Origin of the sequence: Streptomyces longispororuber (assembly GCF_024448165.1) — a bacterium.
Taxonomy (GTDB): domain Bacteria; phylum Actinomycetota; class Actinomycetes; order Streptomycetales; family Streptomycetaceae; genus Streptomyces; species Streptomyces longispororuber_A.
In genome coordinates, this window is record NZ_JAMOLN010000010.1 from 1 (window position 1) to 24519 (window position 24519).

At 70.7% G+C, this 24519-nt stretch carries 18 protein-coding genes and 3 pseudogenes; 7 read left to right on the top strand and 14 right to left on the bottom strand.

The features are described from left to right. Positions 1 to 304 precede the first annotated feature (304 nt). On the top strand, positions 305 to 835 hold the full coding sequence (locus M4J07_RS04645) for a CGNR zinc finger domain-containing protein (protein ID WP_255967467.1): 531 nt from the start codon (positions 305 to 307) through the stop codon (positions 833 to 835). Positions 836 to 1018: 183 nt separating this feature from the next. Here the strand turns inward: M4J07_RS04645 and M4J07_RS04650 are convergent, their stop codons facing one another. From M4J07_RS04650 to M4J07_RS04675, 6 genes are all read right to left on the bottom strand, one after another. Beyond that, a complete protein-coding gene (locus tag M4J07_RS04650; protein ID WP_255967469.1) occupies positions 1019 to 1909 on the bottom strand; it encodes a DUF1963 domain-containing protein in 891 nt (296 codons plus the stop codon). 703 nt (positions 1910 to 2612) lie between these two features. Then, positions 2613 to 4292, bottom strand: coding sequence for a glycoside hydrolase family 13 protein (locus tag M4J07_RS04655; protein WP_255967471.1), 1680 nt, complete (start codon positions 4290 to 4292; stop codon positions 2613 to 2615). Between the two features lie 97 nt (positions 4293 to 4389). Then, the gene (locus M4J07_RS04660; protein ID WP_255967473.1) at positions 4390 to 5286 is read right to left on the bottom strand and encodes a carbohydrate ABC transporter permease; all 897 of its coding nucleotides are present in this window, start codon (positions 5284 to 5286) and stop codon (positions 4390 to 4392) included. Beyond that, positions 5283 to 6410: a carbohydrate ABC transporter permease gene (locus M4J07_RS04665; RefSeq protein ID WP_255967475.1), complete on the bottom strand. Its 1128-nt coding sequence runs from the start codon at positions 6408 to 6410 to the stop codon at positions 5283 to 5285. Before M4J07_RS04665 ends, M4J07_RS04660 begins: the two co-directional genes overlap by 4 nt. Then, positions 6407 to 7648: a sugar ABC transporter substrate-binding protein gene (locus tag M4J07_RS04670; protein ID WP_255967477.1), complete on the bottom strand. Its 1242-nt coding sequence runs from the start codon at positions 7646 to 7648 to the stop codon at positions 6407 to 6409. Before M4J07_RS04670 ends, M4J07_RS04665 begins: the two co-directional genes overlap by 4 nt. Positions 7649 to 7705: 57 nt before the next feature. Next, a complete protein-coding gene (locus M4J07_RS04675; RefSeq protein ID WP_255967603.1) occupies positions 7706 to 8704 on the bottom strand; it encodes a LacI family DNA-binding transcriptional regulator in 999 nt (332 codons plus the stop codon). A gap of 197 nt (positions 8705 to 8901) precedes the next feature. Between M4J07_RS04675 and M4J07_RS47800 the strand changes: the two genes are divergently transcribed. Both M4J07_RS47800 and M4J07_RS48450 read left to right on the top strand, forming a co-directional pair. After that, on the top strand, positions 8902 to 11022 hold the full coding sequence (locus M4J07_RS47800) for an amylo-alpha-1,6-glucosidase (protein WP_305127270.1): 2121 nt from the start codon (positions 8902 to 8904) through the stop codon (positions 11020 to 11022). A gap of 551 nt (positions 11023 to 11573) precedes the next feature. Then, positions 11574 to 12071, top strand: coding sequence for a Scr1 family TA system antitoxin-like transcriptional regulator (locus tag M4J07_RS48450; RefSeq protein WP_374214991.1), 498 nt, complete (start codon positions 11574 to 11576; stop codon positions 12069 to 12071). Here the strand turns inward: M4J07_RS48450 and M4J07_RS04685 are convergent. After that, complete coding sequence (locus tag M4J07_RS04685; RefSeq protein WP_255967479.1) at positions 11986 to 13092, bottom strand: Lrp/AsnC family transcriptional regulator; 1107 nt, start codon at positions 13090 to 13092, stop codon at positions 11986 to 11988. The genes M4J07_RS48450 and M4J07_RS04685 overlap by 86 nt on opposite strands. 143 nt (positions 13093 to 13235) lie before the next feature. On the opposite strand from M4J07_RS04685, the gene M4J07_RS04690 reads away from it, so the two are divergent. Further along, positions 13236 to 14525 (top strand): MFS transporter, encoded by a 1290-nt coding sequence (locus M4J07_RS04690; protein ID WP_255967481.1) that lies wholly within the window; start codon positions 13236 to 13238, stop codon positions 14523 to 14525. A gap of 51 nt (positions 14526 to 14576) precedes the next feature. After that, positions 14577 to 15905 carry an amidohydrolase gene (locus M4J07_RS04695; RefSeq protein WP_255967482.1) on the top strand — a complete coding sequence of 443 codons (1329 nt, stop codon included), beginning with the start codon at positions 14577 to 14579 and terminating at the stop codon, positions 15903 to 15905. A 524-nt stretch (positions 15906 to 16429) separates the two neighbouring features. Here the strand turns inward: M4J07_RS04695 and M4J07_RS04700 are convergent. Beyond that, the gene (locus M4J07_RS04700) at positions 16430 to 17020 is read right to left on the bottom strand and encodes a TetR/AcrR family transcriptional regulator (RefSeq protein WP_255967484.1); all 591 of its coding nucleotides are present in this window, start codon (positions 17018 to 17020) and stop codon (positions 16430 to 16432) included. An 85-nt stretch (positions 17021 to 17105) separates the two neighbouring features. Between M4J07_RS04700 and M4J07_RS04705 the strand changes: the two genes are divergently transcribed. Continuing rightward, on the top strand, positions 17106 to 18011 hold the full coding sequence (locus M4J07_RS04705) for an alpha/beta fold hydrolase (RefSeq protein ID WP_255967486.1): 906 nt from the start codon (positions 17106 to 17108) through the stop codon (positions 18009 to 18011). 38 nt (positions 18012 to 18049) lie between these two features. Here the strand turns inward: M4J07_RS04705 and M4J07_RS48175 are convergent. Continuing rightward, positions 18050 to 18142 (bottom strand): annotated as a pseudogene (locus M4J07_RS48175) (IS5 family transposase); the annotation flags it as partial. A gap of 342 nt (positions 18143 to 18484) precedes the next feature. After that, positions 18485 to 19330 (bottom strand): alpha/beta fold hydrolase, encoded by an 846-nt coding sequence (locus M4J07_RS04710; RefSeq protein ID WP_255967488.1) that lies wholly within the window; start codon positions 19328 to 19330, stop codon positions 18485 to 18487. A 117-nt stretch (positions 19331 to 19447) separates the two neighbouring features. On the opposite strand from M4J07_RS04710, the gene M4J07_RS04715 reads away from it, so the two are divergent. Continuing rightward, positions 19448 to 20380, top strand: a complete 933-nt coding sequence (locus M4J07_RS04715; protein ID WP_255967490.1) for a LysR family transcriptional regulator — start codon at positions 19448 to 19450, stop codon at positions 20378 to 20380. A gap of 516 nt (positions 20381 to 20896) precedes the next feature. Here the strand turns inward: M4J07_RS04715 and M4J07_RS04720 are convergent. The 4 genes and pseudogenes from M4J07_RS04720 to M4J07_RS04725 all read right to left on the bottom strand — a co-directional run. Next, a complete protein-coding gene (locus M4J07_RS04720) occupies positions 20897 to 21931 on the bottom strand; it encodes an Lrp/AsnC family transcriptional regulator (RefSeq protein ID WP_255967492.1) in 1035 nt (344 codons plus the stop codon). A 161-nt stretch (positions 21932 to 22092) separates the two neighbouring features. Beyond that, positions 22093 to 22368: a carboxypeptidase-like regulatory domain-containing protein gene (locus tag M4J07_RS48455; RefSeq protein ID WP_374214993.1), complete on the bottom strand. Its 276-nt coding sequence runs from the start codon at positions 22366 to 22368 to the stop codon at positions 22093 to 22095. Between the two features lie 39 nt (positions 22369 to 22407). Continuing rightward, a pseudogene (locus tag M4J07_RS48460) lies at positions 22408 to 22593 on the bottom strand (carboxypeptidase-like regulatory domain-containing protein); the annotation flags it as partial. Positions 22594 to 22629: 36 nt separating this feature from the next. Then, a pseudogene (locus M4J07_RS04725) lies at positions 22630 to 24408 on the bottom strand (DHA2 family efflux MFS transporter permease subunit); the annotation flags it as partial. Between the last annotated feature and the right edge of the window lie 111 nt (positions 24409 to 24519).

Genomic DNA, 24519 nt, shown 5'->3' on the forward strand with positions numbered 1-24519 from the left:
TGAATCCACCGCGTGGCTCGCCGCGGCCGCACTCTTCGCCGTCACCACCGGCGCTTGGCTCATCCGCCGAAGCCGACGAGGCCGTGGACACCGGACGCACTAGTCGCACAGAGACATGGCCTGGGCCCGGCGCTGCACCTCGTGCGCCGGGCCCAGGCCATGTCGCCCACCAGAGCATCACCCCCTTCACACGGCACCCCGCCGGACCGTCTGGCTCACGGGCCCCCAGCGAGCCGAAAGGACCAGCGCTCCACCAGAAGAGTTCGCTGGGACAGCGCAGTGCGCTCTCCCGGATGGGTTAGCGGTGACGGAGGTTGCGGATCTGGTCAACCTGACCGCGCCGCCACCCCCTGAGCACCTGGAACCACTACTCGCCACGCACGGCGTGGTACAGCGCGCGCTGACCGCCGCGCAGGCCGAGACGATCTGGACATGGAGCCGGCGCCTGGCCGCGTGCTTCGGACCCCAGGACCTCGAAGAGCGGTGCCAGGAAATCAATACGCTTCTCGCCGACGCCTCCAGCCCCCCCCCCCGGATCTCCCTGCACGACGGCCGACCCCATCTGCACTACAGCGCCACCGGCGCCGACGCAGCCGCGCACATCCAAGCCGTCACCGCAGCCGGACTCGCCTACGTGGTGTGCTCCGCCGGCGCCGAACGGCTCGGGCGCTGCGCACGCCACGACTGCGGTCTGGCATTCGTCGACACCTCCCGCAACGGCCGACGCGTCTACTGCTCCGTACGCTGCGCCAACAACGACGCCGTCGCACGCCACCGCGCGCGGGCCCACGCCGACGCCCAGCCGTCGACCACGCGCAAGACCCGGCGAACGTAACCATCCCGGACACCGCCATTCCACGCCCCACACCCACGGGCGCCCCCGCAGACCTCGTTGGTCGCACCGGCCATGACCACCTCCCTCCTGGCCCGCCAGGGTTCGCCGACCATAGTCCCGTTCACCGACCCGGGCCTGGCCCGCTTCGGGTAGCGCCTGCCTGCAGCGCAAGGCCGAACCTGGTCACGGGGCCTCGAACCTCGTGACGGCCAGGGCCCTCTCCACCCGGGCCGCGGCAAGGTCGTCGTGGCGGATCACGAAGCTCGTGCAGTACTCCTCGTAGACCCTGGCTTCGCTGGCGAGCGACATCCATTCGTCCGTCAGCCGGTGCACTTCCTTCTCCAGGTGCGAATTCCAGTTCGCGACCGGAATGGCGGGGATCTCGCCTGCCTTCTCGCGTCCCGCGAGGACCTGCTCCGCGATGCTCTTGATCACGTCTTCACCGGCATACCCGCCGATGACAAGGCCGGCGCCAGACGGCCAGAGGTCGTGGGACAGCGCACGGAGCTCGCCCAGGTGTGGCAGGTCGCGCTCAATGTATTGGACCAGCTGCTGCTGGAAGGAAGACATGTCGTCCCATTCGAGATCCTCCCAGTACTCGTGCCAGTCCTCGTCCTCGCTCTCCTGGAGCCACAGGGGCAGCTCGGCCCTGATCTCGGCACTGACGTCGAACTGTTCACGGACATGCGCGGAGTCGGGGGCTTTTGCGACTGCGGTTTCGGTGCCGTTCGGTACCCACATCACCCGCGCGTACCTCCCGGTCCTGTCCCTGTGGTCCATCTCCTGGTCCACGAAGAAGAGCAGCGCGCCGTCCGCGGGCAGGCCGAAACCGTCGATTCTCGGCAGCGCCCCGCAGTCGACGGAAAGGAGAAACGGCAACGGGCTGTCCCCGGCGGACGGCCACGTCATGTCCACCGGTAGCCGGGGCTCCCCGCCGAACTGGCCGACCGGAGAGCCACCGGACGCCCTCGACAACCCGATCGTCAAACGAAGGTGCTGGCTGAACCTGCTGATCTCCTCGTCCGGGATGCCCAACTCAAGCGCTGCCCGGCGAAACTCTCCCCTGTGATCCATGCCCGAGAGAATAGAATCTTCTCAACTCTGCTCTGCCAGCGGCCTGTTACTGGGCTTGGGTGGCCCATACCCGCAGGCCCCGATCGAGGGACTCCACGATCGGGGCGGCGTGCGCTGCCACGGCTCAGCGCCTTCCGGCCGCCGCGGTGCAGGGGTGCTGCTGTCCTGTCGGGCGGCCGGGCGCGGGCATTCGTGGAGTCCGCGGCGGACGAGATCCTGGACCTCACCCGACGCGAGCACGGCACCCCTGGCCGACACGGTGCCAACGTCCCCGAACACACCCAGCCACCCGGTTCCTGGGACTGCCTCGCTGACGAAGGAGAACTCGGCAACGCCCGCGGTCACAGCCTGTGCCCGCTGCCGTGCATAGTGTGTCGCTGAGTGGTTCGCGATCACCCCAGGTGGCGTCTTCGCCCGTGGGTCCTTGTTCGCCGTGCGCGCCCAGGGTGTCGCTCTGCGACGAGTCGCGCTGATCAGTGTCGGAGTCCTGAGGGCCCACGGCAACGGGTCGCGGCGGGTCCGCCACCGCGACCGCCGGCAGCAACCGCTGTCCCTGTGCGGGACGTTGTCATTGCTCCTGCATGCGTCGTCACGTGATCGCGACCGCTATACGGTTGCCCCGTATGCAGTTGCGGGTCTGGCCCGCTTCGCCGGTGAGGTGGCGGTAGTGCTCGCGCCCAGCCATGGTCACGAGCACTACTCCCTACACGAGCCACCAGGCAGCGGAATGCGGTGGCTGCTTACCTTCCTCGAACTCCTCTACGGAGGACAGCAGCAGCGCCGCCGCCTCCGGGGCCGGCACCGGCGCGGGACCGCAGTTGACGGTGCACAGCAGTCGTCCGCGTCGGAAGGCGACGACGCCGTCCGGGCTGTCCGGGGGCCGGTGCCAGACCAGGTCATCGTGGCGGAGGTCCGGGAGCGCCGAGCGCAGCGCGAGCGCGGCCCGGTACAGGTGCAAGGTGGATTCGGCCCTGCCCTCCTGTTCATCGGCTCCGTACGACGCGAACCACCGCGGTTGCGGCAGCCATGCGGCCGGAGCCGAGGTGAACCCGTACGACGGGGCGTCCGCCTGCCAGGGCAGCGGGACCCGGCAGCCGTCGCGGCCCCGGCGCGCACCGGCCGAGCGGTGGTACATCGGGTCCTGCAACACCGACACCGGAAGGTCGACCACCTCGGCCAGGCCCAGCTCCTCCCCCTGGTACAGGTACACCGATCCGGGCAGCGCCAGCATCATGAGCAGGGCGGCCCGGGCCCGGCGCTCGCCCAGGGGCACGTCGCCCGCGTCGCCACCGGGCTCACCGCCCGCGTAGCGCGTCACGACGCGCGGCATGTCGTGGTTGTTGAGCACCCAGCTGACCGCGGAGCCGGACGCCGTGACGGCGTCCACGCCGCGCCGGATGACGTCGTGGAAGGCCGTCGCGTCCCAGTCGGTGCGCAGGAACTCGAAGAGGAAGCTCTGGTGGAGCTCGTCGGGGCGCTGGTAGAGCGCCACTTGGCGGGGGTCGAGCACGCCAATCTCCCCGACGAGGACGCGGGCGCGGCCGTCCCGCTCCTCGTACGCGTCGGTGAGCGCGCGCCACCGGCGCCAGACGTCGTGGACCTCGGGGCGGTTCCAGGCCGCGGAGTTGACGGGGTCGCCGGTGGTCTCGTCGAGCGCAGCCTGCGGGTCGTCCGGCAGTCCGGGCTGCTTGTGGAGGCCGTGGGCGACGTCGATCCTGAAGCCGTCCACGCCCAGGTCCAGCCAGAACCGCAGGACCGACTCGAAGTAGTCGCCGACGCGTGGGTCGGCCCAGTTGAAGTCGGCCTGTTCGGGGGCGAAGGAGTGCAGGTACCACTGGCCGGGCCGGCCGTCGGCCGTCGTCGTGCGGGCCCACGAGGAGCCGCCGAAGATGGAGCGCCAGTTGTTGGGAGGTTCGGCTCCGTCCGGGCCCTGGCCGTCGGCGAAGTGGAACAGGGCGCGCTCGGGGCTGCCGGGAGCGGCCGTCAGTGCCGCCCGGAACCAGGGGTGGTCGGTGGAGCAGTGGTTCGGCACGATGTCGATCATGACGCGCAGCCCCAACGCGTGGGCCCGGTCGATGACTTGACGCATCAGGTCCAGATCACCGAAGCGGGGGTCCACGCCCTCGTAGTCGGCGACGTCGTACCCGTGGTCGTGCTGGGGCGAGGGATAGAACGGGCTGAGCCAGATCGCGTCCACGCCGAGGCGGCGCAGGTAGGGAAGGCGGTCGAGGACGCCGCCCAGGTCACCCGTTCCCGTGCCGGTGGAGTCACGGAAGCTGCGGATGTAGATCTGGTAGACGACCGCCGTGCGCCACCAGGGATCGTCGCCCGGGGCGGACAGTGCGAGGTCGCGGGTGGCGGGAGCAGGTGCGGTGGTGCTCATGCAGGATTCGCTTGGCTCTCTGAGGAGTCTGAAAGGGGGCAGTGCGGTACGGGGGTCGGTCGCGTGGGGCGGCGCTGTCCGCCGCCCCACGGTGGGCTCACTCCTTGAGTGCTCCCGCGTTTCCGCCGCGCACGAAGTGGCGTTGGAAGACGAAGAAGACGATCGCGACCGGAACCGTCGCGAGCAGGGCGGCGGTGAGCTTCAGCGGGTACTGGGTGCCGGCTCCGAGACCGCCCGAGACGAACTGGGCCAGACCGGTGGTCAGCGTGGCGTGGTCGGCGGACTGGGCGGTGACCACGAAGTGGGTGAACTCGTTCCACGAGCCCTGGAAGGACAGGATCGTGAGGGTGATCAGCGCGGGCCTGGCCATCGGCAGTACCACCGACCAGTAGGTGCGCAGGATGCCGGCGCCGTCGACGCGGGCCGCCTCCTCGATCTCCCGCGGAACGGACTCGAAGAACTGCTTCATGACGAAGACACCGACGGCGTCCACCAGCAGCGGCACGATCATCGCCGTGTAGGTGTCGTAGATGCCCAGGTACTGCACCACCAGGAACTTGGGGATCATCAGGATGACGCCGGGCACGGCCATCACGGAGATGAGCAGCACGGTCAGCAGTCCGCGGCCGCGGAAGCGCAGCCGGGCGAGCGCGTAGCCGGCCAGCGAGTCGAAGAAGACCCGTCCCGCGGTGACGACCAGGGCGATGAACACGGAGTTGCCCAGCCAGGTCGGGAACGCCACGCCCTCCGCGCCGCTGAACAGCTGCCGGTAGGACGCCAGCGAGAACGGGTCCGGTACGAGACCGAGGGGCGAGGCGGCGGCCTGCGGATCGGTCTTGAACGACGTCGCCAGCTGAAGGACGAACGGCATCAAGTAGGCCAGCGCCACCGCCGACATCACCAGCGTGGCCACGAGCCGCGCGGTGCGCCGCCGCTCACCCGACCGGCTCCGCGCCGTGTCCGGTGCAGGCTTGGTCATCGTCGGAGCGGTCATCGGGCGGTCCTCCTCGTGCGGCGCCGTCCACGGCCGTCGCGCTCCCGCAGCACGAAGCGCTGGATCCCGGTCATCACGAGGATGATCGCCAGCAGGACGAAGGAGATCGCCGCGCCGGTCCCGTACTGCGCGTCCTTGAAGCTCAGGCTGTAGGAGAGGAAGGCGGGGGTCAGGGTGGTGTTCGCGGGCTGGCCCTGGCTCATCACGTACACCTGGTCGAACACCTGCCAGGTGCCGATCAGACCGAGCGTGATCACCAGGAAGAGGACGGGGCGCAGCGCCGGCAGGATGACGTGGCGCAGCGTCTGCCGGCGGTTGGCGCCGTCGAGGCGGGCGGACTCCAACTGGGCCTCGGGGATGTCCTGCAGGGCGGCGAGGAACATCAGCATGAAGGTGCCGGACGTCGTCCAGATCACCAGCAGGATGATGGTGCACATCGCGACGGACGGTCCGGACAGCCAGTCCCACCAGGACAGACCGAGCGCACCATGGTCGGCGAGTGCGGCGGGCGGGCTGTCCGGGTCGACGAGACCGATCGAGCCGAGCGCCACCCACACGAGTCCCCGTGCGTCGGTGAACCAGTTCGGGCCCTGGATGCCGACCCACTTCAGCAGACTGTTGACGGCTCCGCTGCTCTGGAACAGGAAGAGGAACACCGTGGACACAGCGATGGAGCTGGTGACGGACGGGAAGTAGAACGCCGTGCGGAACACGCCCTTGCCCTTGAGTCGCCGCTGGTTGACGGCGAGGGCCAGGCCCAGCGCGAGCGCCGTCTGCAGCGGGACGACCAGCAGCACGTAGTAGAGGTTGTTGCGCAGGGACGTCATGAACAGCGTCCGGGTCAGGCCCTGGTCGGCGAACAGGCCCTTGTAGTTGTCGAGGCCGACGAAGTCGGCGGCTCCGGAGAACGGGTTCGACTGGCCGTCCCAGTTCAGCAGGCTCACCCACAGGGCCATGACGACGGGGAGCGCCAGGAACAGGCCGAGCACCACGACCATGGGGCTGACGAAGGCCCAGCCCCACAGTCCTTGGCGGCCCTCGCGGCGCGATCGGCGCCGCACGGCCGAGGGGACGTGCCGTCCCGGATCGGTGCCCGATGTGCTGGTGGCGGTGACGGTGGTCATCGTGCGTTACCGCCCAGGACGCTCGCACCGTTCCTCTGCAGGTCGCTGAGCAGCTTCTTCGGTTCGCTGTCCGCGAGTTGCGCCAGGGAGGTGTTGAACTCCGCCATGACCTGCCGCATTCCGGGTGCGGTCACGGGCAGCTGGGCGTGGGCGGCGCCGTCGGCCCATGCGGTCGCCCCGGGGTTCTGCTGCTTGTACGTGTCGAGGAGAGTCGTCTTCGACGGCATGACGCCGAGCGTCTTGGCGAACTTCAACTGGGTCGCGTCGGCGGTGAGTTGCTCGATCAGGCTGACGGCGGCGTCGTGGTGCCTGCTCTTGGCGGCGACACCCCAGCAGTTGGTGAAGGCCATCGTGCCCTGGCCGCCGGGGCCCTCCGGCAGGGGGAGCACCTTGTACGCGGTGTCGGGGTAGTCCTTCTTCATCGCCCCGGCCAGCCAGTTGCCCTCGACGGTCATCGCGGCCCTGCCCTTGCCGAAGGCCTCGCCGCCCCACCCGGACCCCAGGTCCTTCGGGTACGTCAGGACGCCTTCGCCGAGCAGCTTCTTGACGAACGTCAGCGCTTTCACGTTGGCGGCGTCGGTGGCCGTCATCCTGGTCTGGCCGGGGTTCGTCAGCCATGACCCGGACTGCTTGAAGAAGGCGCCGATCTCGGCGTAGTCGGGGTTGAAGGAGAGACCCGTGACGCCCTTCCCGGTGAGCTTCCCAGCGACGCGTTCCAGCTCTTCCCACGTCTTGGGATAGTCGGCCTCGGTGAGCCCGGCCTTCTTCCACAAGGTGGTGTTCACCGCGAGCCCGAGGGTCGACTGGTCCTTCGGCGCGCAGTACAGCTTGTCGTCGTAGGTGAAGGCCCGGGTGAGGACGGGGCTGAAGTCGTCGCGGTCCTCGAGCTTGTCCCCGTAGGCGTACAGCGCGCCACGCTGGGCGTACGTGGAGAACTGGTCGCCGGATGTGTAGAACACGTCCGGCGGGTTGCTGCCCGCGAAGGCCTGGCCGAGCTGCTGGTCGATGTTCTGGGCGACGTCCACCGTGACGGAGTTGCCCGAGTCCTTCGCCCAGGCGGCGGCCGCCTCCTTCACCGCACTGGTCTCGGCGGGGCCGGAGGTGGCTATCAGGACCTTGATCTCCTGCTTGCCCGAGTTCTCCTGCCCGGAGCCCTGGTCGAATCCCGACGAGCAGGCCGTGGAGAGCAGACAGACCGACAGAACGCCGGCGACAAGAGGCAGTTGGGTGCGGCTCATGATCGTTCCTTTGATGAAGGCGAGTGCCGTGTGGCGACGGGGGAAGGGGCTGCGGGGTCAGGCGCCCGCGGCAGTGGGTCCGGAGCTGTCCCTGACCACGAGCCGGGGCGTCAACAGCCGTTGCCCATAGGGGCGCCGGGGGTCGGCGATCCGCTCGACGAGCATCCGCACGCATTCCGCGGCGGCCCCTTCGAGCGGCTGCTCGACGGAGGTCAGCGGCGGGTCGAGGAGCTCCGCGAAGGGCGAGTCGTCGAAGCCGGTCACCGCGACGTCCGCGCCCGGCCGTTGCCCGCGCTCCCGCAGCGCGTCGTAGCAGCCCAGCGCCAGCGCGTCACTCACGGCCACGATCGCGGTCACACCCTGGTCCAGCAGCGCGCTCGCGGCCCGGCGGGCGGCGTCGGGCCGGTTGGCGGCCGCCGCGGTGAGCCCCCGCACGGGCAGGCCGTGCCGCTTCATGGTGCGCCGCCAGCCCTCCGTACGGTCGTCACCGGTTCCACTGCCGGCAGGCCAGCCCAGCAGACCGATCTTCCGGTGCCCGGCCGCGACCATGTGCTCGGTCGCGGCCTCGATGCCCGCCGCGCCGTCGACGTCCACCCAGTCGCCGAAGTCCTCGTCGCTCCAGGAGCGGCCGAACGCGGCGAAGGGCACGGACCGGTCGTGCAGCCAGCGGTGGCGCGGGTCGTCGATGCCGGTGCGGTCCAGGACGAACGCGTCGACGGCCTGCTCCCCCAGCAGTTCGTCGTAGCGCTCGATCTCCTGCTCACGGGAGTCGACGGAGAACACCAGGAGCCGGTACCCGGCCGCGGCCGCCAGCGCGTGCAGGAAGCGGTCGTTGACCGCGTTGGAACGCCCGGCGACACTGCGTTCGAGGGCGAAGCCGATCGTCCGCGACTCACGCCGGCGCAACGAGCGGGCCGCGGTGTGCGGCCGGTACCCGAGCTCCTCGATGGCGGCCTTCACCCGGGCCAGTGTCTCGGGCCGCAGCAGCTCGGGGTTGTTGAGCGCATTGGACACCGTCTGCTTGCCCACCTCGGCACGGCGGGCCACATCGGCCATCGTCGGCGGCCGCGACCCCGATCCTGAACTCCCGCCGGGAACATCTTTGTTCATTTCAATCCATACAGAACGTCGGGTACGGTGTGGACACGAACCGAATTGGATCGATCCAACGCTTGATTGGATCGATCCAAGCACGATTTTCCGACACTGTACATGCCGTACACGGCAGCAACGAAGGTCAAGGTCCCGTCTCGATGACGCAGCAGATACCTCAGCAGACGCAGTCCCCGACGCACTCACCCGACCTTGCCGCGCCCGTCTCCGAGTCCGGCGGCCAGCCGTACGTCCACGACGCGACGCTCGTCCTGTCGGCGCCCTCCTTCGTGGCGTCACGCCCCGGCGGCGACCTCGCGGCGCCGGTCGACGGCTTCTACCACGGGGATCGCCGCTTTCTGCGCTCCTTGCACATCGCCGTCGACGGCGGCCGCCTGACCCCGACCAACTCCGCGCTGCAGAGCGCCGACCGGGCCACGTTCGACGCGGTTCTGCGCGGAACGGCGCAGCAGACCGCCGACCCCGCAGTGACCTTGCTGCGGGAACGCACCGTCGCACCGGGCCTGTTCACCGAGACGCTGTCCGTCACCAACCACGGATCCCTGCACGCCCGGTTGACCGTCGCGGTCAGCGCCGAGAGCGACTTCGCCGCCATGGACACCGTCAAGAGCGGGGCCACCACTGCCCCGTGCGAACCGCGCGGCGAGGACAGCCGTCTGACGTGGTCCGTGCACGACGCGCAGATGACGCTCACCGCCCGCACCGCTGCCCGGACCGACGTCTCCGTCCTCGGCCCCCGCGGCACCTTCACCTTCGAGGTCTCCCTCGCTCCGGGCGAGCACTGGACCTGCACCCTCGAAGGCCGCGCCATCACCGACACCCCCACCCCTTTCGGCCCGGCGGCGCATCACGACCGCCCCTGGGCGGACCTCCGGCTCGACAGCGCGGACGGCGACTTCACCCGCCTCGTCAGCCAGGCCGAGCAGGACCTCGCCCGGCTCCTGCTGTCCGACCCCGAGGCTCCCGGCGACCTGTTCGCCGGAGCGGGCGCGCCCTGGTACCTGACCCTGTTCGGCCGCGACTCCCTGTGGACCGCGCGCATGCTGCTGCCGCTGGGTACGGAACTCGCGGCCGGCACGCTGCGCACGCTCGCCCGCCGGCAGGGCCGCGACGTCGTGCCCGCCACCGAGGAACAGCCCGGCAAGATCCTCCACGAGGTACGCGCCGAGACGCAGGAACTCGACGACGGCACCCGCCTGCCCGCGCAGTACTACGGCACCATCGACGCCACCCCGCTGTGGATCTGCCTGCTGCACGACGCCTGGCGCTGGGGCATGCCGACCACGGAGGTCGCCGCTCTGCTGCCCCACCTCGAGGCGGCCCTCAACTGGCTGGTGGAGTACGGCGACCCGGACGGCGACGGCCTGCTGGAGTACATCGACTCCACCGGCACCGGCCTCGCCAACCAGGGCTGGAAGGACTCCGGGGACTCGGTGCGCTTCCGGGACGGCTCCCTCGCGACCGCGCCCATCGCGCTGTGCGAGGTGCAGGCGTACGCGTACGAGGCGGCCGTCGCCGGCGCCCGACTCCTCGACGCTTTCGACCGACCCGGCGCCGACCGCTACCGGGCCTGGGCCGGACGCCTCCAGGCGGCCTTCCGGCGCACCTTCTGGGTCTCCGACGAACACGGCCCCTACGTGGCCATCGCGCTCGACGCCGACAAGCAGCCGGTCGATGCCGTCACTTCCGGCATGGGGCATCTGCTCGGCACCGGCCTGCTCGACACCGAGGAGGAGGCCGCCATCGCGGATCGGCTCCTCTCCCCCGCTCTGGCCGACGCGTTCGGTCTGCGCACCTACGCGACGAGCAACGGCGGCTACAACCCGCTCGGCTACCACATCGGCAGCGTCTGGCCGCACGACACCGCCATCGCCGTGCAGGGTCTCGCCCGCGCCGGATTCCCGGACCACGCCCGGCGGCTCGCCGAGAACCTGATCGCGGCCGGGCCCGCCTTCGACTCCCGCCTTCCCGAACTCTTCGCGGGCACGGCCCGTTCCGCGTCCGCCCGCCCGGCTCCGTATCCGGCGTCGTGCCGCCCGCAGGCCTGGGCCGCCGCGTCGTCCTTCGCCCTGCTCCAGGCGCTCCTCGGCCTCCAGGCGAACGCGCCGGAAGGAACCCTGACCGTCCGCCCGGCCGAGAGCCGCCTGCTGCCGCTCACCGTCTCCGGACTGAGCGTGGCCGGGCACGAGTTGACGGTGTCGGTCGCCGCGGACGGCACAGTGCGCACGCGCACGTCGGCGCCGGTCGAGGTGACCGGCTGACCGCACCGTCCGACCGCGCCGCCTGAGCGGCCGCCCCTCGGACCAGGCACGAAGCACACGGCACAGGTCCATGTCCCCGCCGGCGGTGTGCTTCGTGCCTGCCCTCGCGCGGGTGGGTCGCATCCGCGCGAAGGGGTGCGCCGCGGAACAACTCTCCGCATCAGACGTGGCCGAGCGGCCCGCCGGAGCTGGTGCCGGACGGATAGCGCCTACGAGGGTCCCGCACGTCCCGCACCGGGGCATCACCCGACAACGCCTGCCCCCTGAGCCTGTGTTCGACTCCGGACAGGCCTGGCGATGGCGGCTGGGCACCTGCCGGGAGGCTCAGGGCCTTGCTCACCTCGCCGAATCCCCAGGTGACCGGCGGACCGCTCCGGCGACGGCACGCGGTCGGGAACTCGGCGGGCTTCGGCGTCGGCCACGTGCGGGAAGTCGAGGCCGTCCGCAGGCCCCAGCGTCGGATACGCCCGCGCGATCGATCGCACTCTCGGCGCCCAGGACCTGCTCGTCACGGTCGCCCGGACGTTCTCGGACAGCACCAGGCAACCCGGATGTTCCAGGACCACGCCGACACCGAGAAGCACGCGCGGCGCCCCGACAAGTACGAGACACAGGTGGTCCCCTGTCTCCTTCAGACCGCGGACTACGCTCGGTCCATCCCGTCTGCGCAGGTGCCCACACTCGACGACGAGAACGTGGAGCGGCGCCTCGCCCGCGGTCTCCGACGCCAGGAACTCCTCGAGCGCAGGCCCTTGCCGATACTGGGCTTCATCCTGGAAGTGGCCATCCTCCGGCGGCCCATCGGCGGCCGTGACGTACTCAAGGACCAGCTGAACCATCTCCACGAGTGCGCCCTGAGGAGGAACATCACGATCCGGCCGCGTCCGCAGCAGACGATGACAGCGCGCCGAGCCGGAACCTGCGTCGCACCGCTCCGATTCGGTGTCGTGCCACCGCCGTGCCTCATGACGTCTGGTGCGGGACCAGGGGGACATGACCCCGGGCCCGCCCAGCGTCGTCGAGGAGGCGGCCCATTCGTTTGGTGGTGAGGAGCGTGACGTCCCGGCGCAGGATTCGGGCAGCGGGGAGCCGGGTTCCGAGGCGGACTTCGAAGGCCGCCGATTCGCTCAGCGAGCTGGTCCAGGTCGAGACCAGCAGATTGGTCTCGCCGGTCACCGCCATGCACAGCCGGACCCCGGACAACCCGGCCACCAGATGTCCCGCGGCATCCAGTTCGGCGGACGGCACGGCGATGCGGTAGGTACTGATGACGGGGCGCCCCGCCGCCAGGTGGGAGACGTCGCAGCGGAGCCTGACCTGCCCCGAGGCCAGCATCCGGGCCACGCGGCGACGGACCGTCGCCTCACTGGTGCCGGTGTCTCGTGCCAGCTCGCTGTAGGGGCGACGGGCGTCGAAGGCGAGCGCGCGCAGGAGGGCCCGGTCGGCTCCACCGCGGTGCAGGCCCGACGCGCCGCCGACCCTGGCTGACGCCAGTCGGGAGCGTTGGCCGCGGTCGAGCGCGTGGACCTTCCAGTCGGCGCCCTCCCGGTAACTGTGCAGCATCACGGCGAGTTGGATGTCGCGTACGCCCGGCAGCTCGGCGAGTGGGCCGTCGGCGAGACGCGTCAGGGCCGCCGTGCTGGAACAGAACAAGGTGAGGAAGAGCGCGGCGTCTCTGCCGCTGGTGCCACCGGTGGTGCGTTCGACGCTGGCCACGCGCGGATCCGCGCAAGCGGCCGCCGTGGCGGCGGTCAGGCTGCCGGGAGCGACGGCCACTTCGGCGAAGGCGATACACAGCCCGTCCCGTGGCTCGTGCCGCTCCCACGTCTCGTACGCCGTGCTCCAGGCGAGGCCGGCGGCGCGCAGCCGGTCCCAACGGCGGGCAGCGGTGGTGGCGTCGATGCCGAGGACCGCGCCGATCCGTGACCAAGGGGCGCGGGGACTGGTCTGCAGGGCGTCGACGAGTGCCATGTCCATCTCGTCGAGCTCACGCAGGTCGGCGGTGGTGGAGACGGAATCCTGCACGCCAACGGCGATGGATTCCGGCATCGGTGCGGCAACGGGTGGCATGACGACCATTGTGGGGCCACTCACACCCGCTGGTACGGCGGCCCCGACGCAGGAGCGGACGGTCGCCGTACGCCTGCGCGCGCCTGCTCGAACAAGGTCCGGGCGTGCGCCCACCCCGTCGCGACACACACCGTGGAGCCGCCGTGAACGCTGCCTCGACACCGTCCCCGCCTCCTTCGCCCGCCCCGCACACCGTGCGTCCCGCGCCGACCGAGGGACGGGTTCGCCTCGACCGGGTCGCGAGGACGACCGTCGGCCTGCTGTTCCTGGCCTGGATCGTCGACTACATCGACCGGCTCGTGATCAACCTCGCGCTGCCGCACATCGGCGCCGAGTTCGGCATCGACCGCACCCAGCAGGGCCTGGTGCTGTCCGCCTTCTTCCTGACGTACGCGGCCTGCCAGATCCCCGGCGGGCTGCTCGCCGACCGGTTCGGATCGAAGCGGATCCTGCTGTGGGCGATGCTGATCTGGTCGCTGTTCACGGCGCTCACCGGAACCGCCTGGTCGTTCGCCGCACTGGTGGTGATCAGGGTGCTGTTCGGTGCCGGGCAGGGCATCTTCCCCGCTGCCGCGATGAAGACCGTCGCCGAGCGGACCAGTCCTCGCGAGCGGATGACGGCGAGCGGTTGGATCTCCTCGTCGAACTCCTTCGGCGCGGTCGTCGCGCCACTCATCGCGGGACCCGTCATCGCGCTGTGGGGCTGGCGCATGTCGTTCTACGCCGTTGCCGGACTCGGCGTCATGACCTTTGTCCTGGTGCAGTTCCTCCTCCCGCCGGCCCAGCCGACCGCCCGGGCGGAGGCCGCCACGGGTGGTGGCGGAACCCGTGCGCTGCTCGCCACCCCGGCCATGTGGCTCTATGTGGGGATGCTCTTCGGCTACGGCATGCTCGCCTGGGGGCTCAACTCCTGGGTGCCGTCCTATCTGCAGACCGAGCGCGGGCTCTCGCTGGAGAGCTCGGGCCTGCTCGCCGCGCTGCCGGCGGTCTTCGGTGGACTGGCCATGATCCTCAGTGGCCGGTGCGCGGACAGGCTGAAGGGCCGTCCCGCACTGCTGGTCGCCACCTCCATGTCGGTCGCAGGCGCGGCGGTACTGGCGATGACCCAGGCCGAGAGCCTGCCGGCCTTCGAGGCCCTGCTGTGCGTCGCCTTCGCCGCCTGCACGTTCTGCTTCACCCCGATCTTCGCCGTACCGCTGCGGACCCTGTCCACCCGGCTGAGCGGCGCGGCCTCCGGAATGATCAACTTCGGCGGTCAGTCGGCGGGCATCCTGGTGCCGGTCCTCATGGGATACCTCGCGGACACCTACTCGTTCACCGTCGCCTTCGCCGTCCTGGCCCTCGGGGCGGCCCTCACCGCTGTTCTGGCACTGATCGCCCCGCAGACCTCCGAGGCACTGCGCTCCCGGCTCGGCCCCGCCGTCCGGAACTGACACGGCCGTCCACCGCACCCACCTGTCCTGCCTCCGGCAAAGGAGTCTTGCATGACCCTCTCCACGTCCCCCGTCGCCGCCTGTCCGGTCGCCCCCGGCCAACTCGCGTTGCCCGCCGGCACCCCGGCCGCCGACGGCCTCGCGCAGCTGCTGCCCGCCCTGGGAGAGCTCTACCGGGACCTGCACGCCCACCCCGAGCTGTCCATGCACGAGACCCGCACCGCCGCGATCATCGCGGCCACGCTGCGCGCCCAGGGCTGGAAGGTCACGGAGAACGTCGGCACCACCGGAGTGGTGGGCGTTCTCTCCAACGGTGAGGGCCCGACGGTCCTGCTCCGCGCCGACACCGACGGGCTGCCGTTGGCCGAGGACACGGGCCTGCCGTACGCGTCGACCGACACCGCGATCGGCCCCGACGGCACCGAGGTGCCCCTGATGCACGGCTGCGGCCACGACCACCACGTCACCGCGCTGCTCGGCGCGACCGCCCTCTACGCGGCGGACCGCACGGGCTGGACCGGCACCCTGATCGCCGTCTTCCAGCCGGGCGAGGAGATCGCGGCGGGTGCCCGCGCGATGATCGACGACGGCTTCGCGGAGCGCTTTCCGCGGCCGGACGTCTGCCTCGGCCAGCACGTCAGCCCGCTGCCCACCGGCACGGTGGCGCTGCGCCCCGGCACGACCATGGCCGCCGCGGACAGCTTCCGGATCCGCCTCTTCGGCGCCGGGGGGCACGGCTCACAGCCCGAGTTGACGATCGATCCGATCGTGCTCGGCGCGCATGTCGTGACGCGGCTGCAGACGGTGGTCTCCCGGGAGATCGCCGCCCAGGACGCGGCGGTGGTGACCGTCGGATCGTTCCAGGCCGGCCACAAGGAGAACATCATCCCGGACAGCGCCGAACTCAAGGTCAACGTCCGGACCTTCGACCCGAAGGTCCGCGAGCGCGTCCTCGCCGCGATCGAGCGGGTCGTCCGCGGGGAGGCACAGGCCGCGGGCGCCCCGCGCGAGCCGGAGTTCGAGCCGCTGAACGCCTTCCCACTCACCGTCAACGACGACAGCGCCACCGAGCGTGCGCGCGACGCCCTGCGAAGCGTCTACGGAGAGCAGGGCGTGCAGCACATGGCGCGTCCGCTCTCGGGCAGCGAGGACTTCGGAGTCTTCGGCACGACGCTCGACTGCCCCTCGGTCTTCTGGATGTGGGGCAGCTTCGACCCCAAGCACTACGAGGACGAGGACCCGTCACAGACCCGGCCGGGCATCCCCGGAAACCACTCCCCGCGCTTCGCGCCGCAGGCGGAGCAGGTCATCGAGTACGGGGTGCGCGGGCTACGTGCCGTGGCCGCCGCATTCCACGAGCCGGGGGCTCGGCCGATCTGATCGTGAGCAGGGCTTTGCCGGGACCCGCTGCACGCCGTGGCCGTGGCCTGCGAGGGCGCAGCGGTCTCGGCGTGGCCGGTGTTCACACGGAGGTTCGCTCAGGTGTGCGCGAGGCCGCCGTGACCGACGGCGGGACGGGCGTGGATGCGGCGGCTCGGCACCGCCCTCCCCCGACGCGATGACGCTGGTGAGCAGGCCTGCGAGCAACCCCAAGAACGCGGACCCGATGCCGAGCAGCGTCACACCGGAGGCCGTGGCGAGAAGGGCTGGTGCCCGGTCTCGGCCACCGTATGGCAGCGCGTCGTCCGCCTTGTCCAGGCGCGCCTCCGTGCAGCAGCGGCTCCTGCAGCACAGCCTCGGCATCGAAGGCGTCGGGGAGCGGTGGGTGGCGGGCGGACAAGCTTCCCGCTGCCCGCGCGACGCCCTCCACGCAGTGGGCATCCGCTGACGGCCGCGGGGCAACGCCCGCGCGGGCGTTGCCCCAGCAGCTGGCCCTCTCCGCTACCGCCGCTGCCGTATGCCGGCTATCCGGCCGATCTCAGCGCCCGCGCGAGCGCGTCGATGGTCACGCCGACAATCGCCCGGAGTTGCTCCGGGCTCGACCCGGCCCTGCCCATCACCGCGAGAGACTGGTTCACGGCCGCTACGTGTACGGCGAAGTCCTCAGCGTTCTCGTCGGACATTCCGCCGGCTTTCAGCGCGGTGCGCAGGCGCGGGCGCTGGAGGCTGAACATCTCCTTGACGTGCTCTGCGACGCTCGGGCTCAGCGCCGGACTCGCCATGACCGACTGGGCCATCAGGCATCCGTCGGGCACGGCGGGATCGGCGATGCGCTCCAGGGTGACATCGAAGAACGCACGGACGGCGGCGACGGGGTCCTCGGCCGCGCACGAGAGGGCGGCGTCGAACTTGTCGCCGTAGCGCGTGGCGTAGCGATCCAGGCAGCGCAGGAAGAGCGCGTCCTTGTCGCCGAGCGATGAGTAGATCGAGCTGCGGTTCAGGCCAGTCGCCCGGGACAGGTCGTCGAGCGAGGTGTCGGCGTAGCCGGAGCGCCAGAACTGGGTCATCGCGGCGTCGAGCACCGTGTCCATGTCGAACTGCTTCTTGCCTGCCATAGGGCCCATCCTCTCATCTTGAACTGATCAGTTCAAGATGTGCTAGCGTCGCATCACGGCTCACCCGCCTCGATGGAGGATTCCCATGACCAGCCCCGTCCCCGCCCGCGACCTGCCCCTGCATGACCTCGCCGGATTCACGCACCGGTGGGTCGACGCGGACGGCGTCCGTCTGCACGCCGTCGAAGGCGGCCGGCCGGACGGACCCGCCGTCGTCCTGCTCACCGGGTTCCCGCAGACGTGGTGGGCCTGGCGAAAGGTCATGCCCGCTCTCGCCGATCGGTTTCGGGTCATTGCGATCGACCGGCCGGGCCAGGGCAACTCCGAGCATCCGGAGCTCAGCTACGACACGCACACGGTCGCCACACACATCCAGGCCGCCGTCGACGCTCTCGGCGTGCGGGACTACTGGCTCGCCGGGCACGACATCGGCGCCTGGGTCGCCTTCTCCCTCGCCCTGAACTACGAGAGCCGACTGCACGGGGTCGCGCTGCTCGACGCCGGAATCCCCGGGATCACCATGCCGGAAGCGATCCCCCTCGACCCGACTCTGGCGTTCAAGACCTGGCACTTCGCGTTCCACGTGGTGCCCGACCTTCCCGAGACGCTGATAGCCGGCCGCGAGCGCGAGTACGTCAGCTGGTTCCTCAAGACCAAGTCCCTCGCGCCCGACGCGTTCGAGGAAGCAGAGCTCGACCACTACGGCACGGCCCTCGCCGCCGACGGCGGCCTGCGCGCCGGCCTCGCCTACTACCGCGATGCCGCCGAGTCCGCGCGCAAGAACCGCGCGGCGCTCGAACAACGGCGACTGACTGCGCCCGCCCTCGGAATCTCCAGCAGCCACGGCTCGATCCCGGACATGGCGGCCTCCATCAGCCCGTGGGCCGAGAACGTGACCGGCATCATCGTGCCCGACGCCGGTCACTACATTCCCGAGGAGCAGCCCGAGGCTGTCGCCGCCGCCCTCACCGACTTCTTCAGCGGCCGTTGAAGAGTGTTCTGTCCTGGTGATGTTGTTTGGTTCGAGGTTCAGGAATTGCGCCAGTTCGGGGTGGACCCGCGGGTGAGGCGTCGGCTTGTGAGGTCGATCATCGCGAGGTGGATCATGGCTTCGGATCGGTGCCCTTCCGGGGCCTGACGTCCCACCATCGCCATCACGGCCGCCAGCTCAAGCGCTCAGCCGGCTCGACCGCCTGGGGCAACGCGATTCTCTCTCGAGGCACGGCCGGCGCGACCGACTCCGTCGCGCACCACGAGGCGGATTTCAACGGGAAGAGCTTCGCGGACGCCGCGTTCTCCGTCGGCAACTCCTCTGCGTCCGGTCAGGAGAACACCGGGGACTTCGCCGCCCTGTACGGATCGGCGAACGGCATCTCGTGGGCCAAGCGCACCGCCGTCGGCCACAGCGCTGCCGGCACACCTGGCTCCTCGGAGGCGGTGAACTCGTCACGGGCCGAAGCCGGCTCACGAGGCGAGGGCCGCGGCGAGGTCGCCCGGCCGGGCGGCGAACGGGCTGTGGCTGCCGGGCAGCGTCTGTACGGTGAACGGGCTGCCGGGGAAGGCCCGATCGGCTTCCGCGATCATCAGGTCCTGCGCGGCCGGGGCCAGCGCCCGGTCCTCGGCGCAGCGCAGGAAAGCGCGTGGGATTCCTCCCCACCGCGACGCGGTCAGGGTGACCGGAGCCGTCGGAATCGCCAGGGGCAGATCAGGGCTGAGCGCGGACCGCCACCGGTCGAAGCGGTCCAGTGGGGTGTCGTGGTAGTGGGTTTCCCGCAGTTCGTCGAGGTAGGCGGGATCGGTTGAGAGCGGATTGATCCGAATGGCGCCCAGGGCCTCGGGGTCGCCGAGGTTCAGGTTCTGGCCCAGCGCGGTGGCGTTCTCGGGTGCGCCCAGATAGTCGGCGAACCGCGGCCGCCCGCCCGGGACGAACGCGGACAGGTAGACGATCCGGTCCACCAGCTCGGGCGAGCGCTCCGCGGCCAGAGAGGCGGGACCGCCGCCCGCGCTGTGCGCGACGAGCACGACAGTGCGATGGTGACGCACCTCGCGCAGCACGCTCAGTACCGCCTCGGCGCAGTCGTCCATCGTCAGGGTGGCGAGTGGTGACTTCTCGGTCAGCAGGCCCGGCTGGCCGGGCAGCAGGTACCCGGTGGGCAGGGGTGCGTCGAAGCCGTGCCCCGGCAGATCGACGGCCACGCTTGCCGCGCTCCGTCCGGCGAGCGCGCGCTGCGTCGCCGCCCACTGTCCGGAGCTGTGCCAGGCGCCGTGCACGAGAACGAAGACGGTGCCGGTCAGAGATACGTTCGTCATGGCTCCATTCCAGACGGGAACCACAGCACCATCCCTTCAAAGATCTCGCACATGGCGTGGCAATATCTCTGAGGTATCGCCAGCAGTCGCTGGGATCGACGGGATCGAGGGCGGGTCATGGAAGCGCGGCACCTGCGGTACGCGGTTGCTCTCGCCGAGCAGGAACACTTCGGCCGGGCGGCCGCCACGCTGGGCATCGCTCAGCCGCCGCTGTCCAAGCAGATCGCCGACCTGGAGCGCGAGGTCGGGGCCCGGCTGTTCGACCGCACACGCCAGGGGGTGTTCCCGACCGCCGCAGGCGAGGCGTTCCTCGCGCGGGCACGCCGGGCGCTCGACGAGATCGCGGCGGCCACGGTCGACGCGGGACGGGCCGCGCGCGGCGAGACGGGACGTCTGCGCCTCGGCTTCATCGCCTCGGCCCTGCTAGACCCGCTGCCGGGCGTACTGAGCCGGTTCGGCCGTGAACGGCCTGACGTGAGAATGGAACTGCACGAGATGGCGACCAGCCGCAGCAGCCCCGCTCTCATCGCCGGGGAACTGGACGTGGCCCTCACCCTCGGCCCGCCCCGAGGTGCCGGAGCCGAACACCTCGTGTCCGTTCCCGTCGGAACCGACCACGTGATCGCGGTGGTCAGCTCAGCACACCCCTACGCGGGCCAACCGTCGATCAGTGTCGACCAGCTGCGGCAACAGCCGCTGATCGTGTCGGCCGGCGAGGACGAGCCCGCCGTAGTCGCCGCACTGCACGCCCTGCTGGGCACGGACTCCACGGCGCTCGGCGGCGCGGCCGTCGCGAGGGACGTGCACACGATCATCGGCCTCGCCGCATCCGGAGTAGGCGTCGGCCTGGGGCCGTCCCGCATGCGGGCGGCCCCACGTCCAGGAGTCCGGTTCTGTGAAGTGACCCCACGCACTCCCCTGCCCGATCTCGTCCTGTCCTTCACGGCCCGCGATCACACCCCGGTGCTGCGTGCCTTCCTCGACACCATCCGGAAGAACTGCCCCGAGGTCGGGGCCGCGCTCAACGACCGGATCCGGCCCCGCTCTTGATTCGACAGGCACCTATGAACGTCCGGACAGGGACAGGACGAGTTCCATCAGAGGACCACACGTCACCTCGCTGCCCCGCCCCACCTTCGCCTTCCGCGCCACGCCAAAAGCGCCACCCAGCCGGGGACTTGCAGAGACTGGAGGTTCTGAGTCGTCACCAGACAGCCTGCGCCAGAACGCCGCAGTCCGCCGGGAACGGTATCCGAATCGGACGGCAGGGTCCCGGACTTGGTGTGGTGCATCCGACCTACGCGGGGGCCACCACCTTAGCGACATCGATGAGCGCAGGACGCCGACCTTCCCGTCGCCGTGGAGCTGCGCGGGTCGAGCTGGTCCGGTCGGCGGGCCCCACCTGCCATATCGTGACGCTTCCCGGCTCGCCAACAGCACCTGGCGCTGAACACGCGGTCGACTCCACACGCGCCGCAGACACAGCCCCGGGCGGACCTGCCCGAACTCGCCGCCGACCGCGCCGCGTTGACCCAGGCGCCGCGCGAACCGACCCCCTGTCGGCCGTCAGCGGTGGGGCGGTTCGTAGGCGAGCTGTTTGACCTGCCGGACGATGAGCGCCGGCTCGACGGACTGGATGCCGTCGAGCGCGCCGATCCTCTCGCTGAGGTAGGTGTACAGCTCTTCCGTGCCGCGGTGCAGGGTCGCGGCGAAGACGCCGGCCCGCCCGGTCGTCGCTGCGGCGAAGCGGACCTCGGGGTGACCAGAGAGGGCTCGGCCCACGGAAGCGAGCGAGGACGGGGCGACCGTGAGCCACAGGGCGGCCAGGACGTCGTTGCCGAGGAGTTCGTGGGTGTGCTGTACGTCGAAGTAGAGGACGCCGCTGGTCTGCAGCCGGGTCAGGCGGCGTTTGACCACGGACTCGGACTGTCCTGTGGCTGCCTGGAGTTCGGTGAGTGGTGCGCGGCCGTCGCGATGGAGCAGGGACAGCAGGGTCTCGTCCAGGTCGTCGAGTTCGGGAAGGGGTGACGACAGGTCGGCGGGCGGGAGGCGGAGGGCGTCCTCCTGGTCGGCGTCAAGGGCGTTGATCTTGTTGAGCCAGCCGAGCGGTCCGCCGTAGAAGTGCCGGAGTACGCAGTGCGCGCTGACCGAGGTGACGCGTGGTGTCCGCTGCAGACGGTCCAGGAGCAGTTCGTCGCGCTCCTGGCTGCTTCTCGGTCGCATCGCGCATATCACTTCGGTGCCACCGGAGAGCAGGCCGACGTACGAGGTGTCGGCCCGGCGTGCGAGGGCATTGCCGAGTTGCTCGGCTCCGTCGGGTGTGCACTGCAGGCGGACGATCCAGCTGGTGCGGCCGAACCGGGCCTCGTCGGTGATGCCCAGGATGCGCAGACCGGTGCTGGCGTGCAGTCGTCGAAACCGGCGCGCGACGGTCTGGTCGGACACGCCGAGGACCTCGGCGATTCGGCTGAACGGTGCCCGGCCGTCGAGCTGAAGCGCCTGCATCAGCTGCAGGTCGAGTGAGTCGATCACGTGGCGCTCCAGCGGGCTGGTCCAGTGCGATGAGGCGGGCCGTATGCCGATCGTAGGGGTGCTGATCACGTGCGGCCTGTAGGAGGGCAGCCGGACCCCGGGGACTGTGTGGCGCGGTCGCGACCTCCGGCCAAGCTCCGGTTCCAGGTGGCGCGGGTGTGTGGCCGGTTCCGTCCGGGGTCTTGTGGGTGCGGTCGCGCCCACAAGACCCCGGGCCGGGTGAACGGTCCTCAGCTCGTCCGGTGGGCCAGATCGAGGTCGAGGTCGTCGAGTCCACCGCCCTGGACGGACACCGTCCTGGTCACCGCCGGATATCCGCTGGCGATCACCGAGTAGTCGCCCGCATCCAGATCGCTGAACACGTACGCCCCGTCGGGGCCGGTGGCGGACGTGTCGACCACGTTCCCGGCCGCGTCGACGAGGACCACGCGCGCATCGGCCAGCGGCTGGAGACCGGACATCGTCCGTACGACGCCTCGCAGCAGGGCGCCGGGCCGGAGCGCGATCTCGGGGCCGGGTGAGCCGTGCCCCGTCGGCGGAACCGTGACGGCGACGGCGACGGGGCGGAATCCCGCGGCGCTGACGGCGACCGTGACATCCCCGGTCGTCAGCTCCCCGAAGGTGAAGCCGCCCGCGCCGTCGGTGGTGCCCGAGGCCAGCACCTCACCTCGCATGTCGGTCACCGACACGACGGCGCCGGCGACGGGCTGCCCGCCGTCCGCGCTGACGACGGTGCCGGTGAGCCCCCTCGTCGAGGTGAGGCGGACGTCGTGGGTGAGGGGTTCGCCGGTGAGGACGAGATTCGATGCCTGGGGGCTGTGACCGTCGGCGGCGGTGATGAGGACGTGGGCTCCCGGCGCCGGGATGTCAAGACGGAACTGTCCGTCCGCCCCGGCCACAGTGCGTCCGAGCTGGCGGCCCGCGGGAGAGATCAGCGTCAGCACCGCTGCGGGTATCTCAGCACCCACCGCGTTGCGTACGGTGCCGGACAGCGCCGGCGCAGCGGTGACCACGGGGGCGTCGCCGGCGGACGCCGCCGGAGAGGGAGCGTCGGGGGCGCCGTCGGGCTGGGGCGCGGGGCGACGGCGACGCAGCAGGACGACGCTGACCAGTGCGGCGAGGAGAGCCAGGCAGGCTGCGACGATCAGACAGAGCCGCATGCCGTCGAGGAATGACTCCGACAGGGCTCCCAGGGCTCGGCCCCTGTCGGCCCCGAGGTCCATCTGAGCGACCGCCCCGAGACCCTGGGCGTCGACGGCCGAGACGATCCGGTCGGCGGCCGGACCCGTAAGACCGGCGTCGGCCAGGTGGTCGGGCAGCGCGCTCACGGACTTGGAGGTGAGCAGCGCTCCGAGCACGGCCGGCCCGAGCGCACCGCCGACCTGGCGCAGGGCGTTGTTGCCCGCCGCGGCCATGCCTGCCAGCTGGTGCGGTACCGAGGACACGGCGGTCGCCGTCATCGGCGTGACGACGAGACCGAGGCCCAGACCGAGCAGCACCAGGCGCCATGCGAGCGAACCGAACGAGGTGTCCGCGTCGATCGAGGTCAGCGCGAGCATGGAGCCCGCGGTGATCAGCAGACCGGTCGTGATGAGCAGGCGCGGGGACATGCGGTGCATCACCCGGCCGGCCAGGGGCCCGACGACCAGACACACTCCGGTGACCATCAGCAGCCGGTATCCGGCGTCGAGCGTGTTGAGCTGCTGCACCATGCCGAAGTACAGGCTCAGCACGAAGAAGAATCCGATGAGCCCCAGGAACGAGATCATGGCGATCAGGCTCGTCGCGCTGAAGCCGGGGCTGCGGAAGAGGGCCAGGTCGAGCATCGGGGCGGCACTGCGCCGCTCGACGAGGACGAAAGCGATGAGGCTCACTGCGGCAAGGGCGAAGGCCACGATCACCTGAGTGTCGGTGAAGGACTCGGCGCCGCCCTCGATCACCGCGTACACGAGCGCCGTGACGGCCACCGTAGCGGTGATCTGTCCCGGCCAGTCGAGGCGACGTGTCCCCGGTGCGCGCGAGTCTCCGACGAGCCACGCGGCGACCACGGTGGTGATGAGGGCCACGGGGACGGACGGCAGGTAGATCCAGCGCCACGAGAAGTGCTCGACGATCACTCCGGAGATCATGGGGCCGAGCGCCAGTGCCGCCATCAGGGACGCCGCCCACAGGCCGACGAACTTGCCGCGCTCACGCGGATCGGGCACGGCATGGCTGACCATCGCCAGGGTCGTCGGCAGGAGGGCCGCGGCGCCGAGCCCGGCCAGCGCCTGACCGACCCAGAGCACATGGATCGACTGCGCGGACAGGGCGACGGCGGCGCCTGCGGCCGTGCACAACAACCCTGCCTGGAAGACCTTCTTTCGCCCGTGGACGTCACCGAAGACGCCCGCGGTCAGGATCAGGGCGGCCATGGGCAGCACGAAGGCGTCCGACACCCAGGACAGCTCGGACGTGGACGCGTGCAGCGCCCGCTGGATCGCTGGAAGACTCACCGAGACGGCGGTCACCGGCAAATAGGCGACGAACACCCCGATACAGGCCATGACGAGCGCGACGGCTCGCCCCCGTCGCCTGTGCTCGCGGTTCGTCGTGGTCGCGACGTTCACCAAGGCTCTTTCCTGCGGCGCGGTGCGCCGGGCTCGACTGCAACAGCG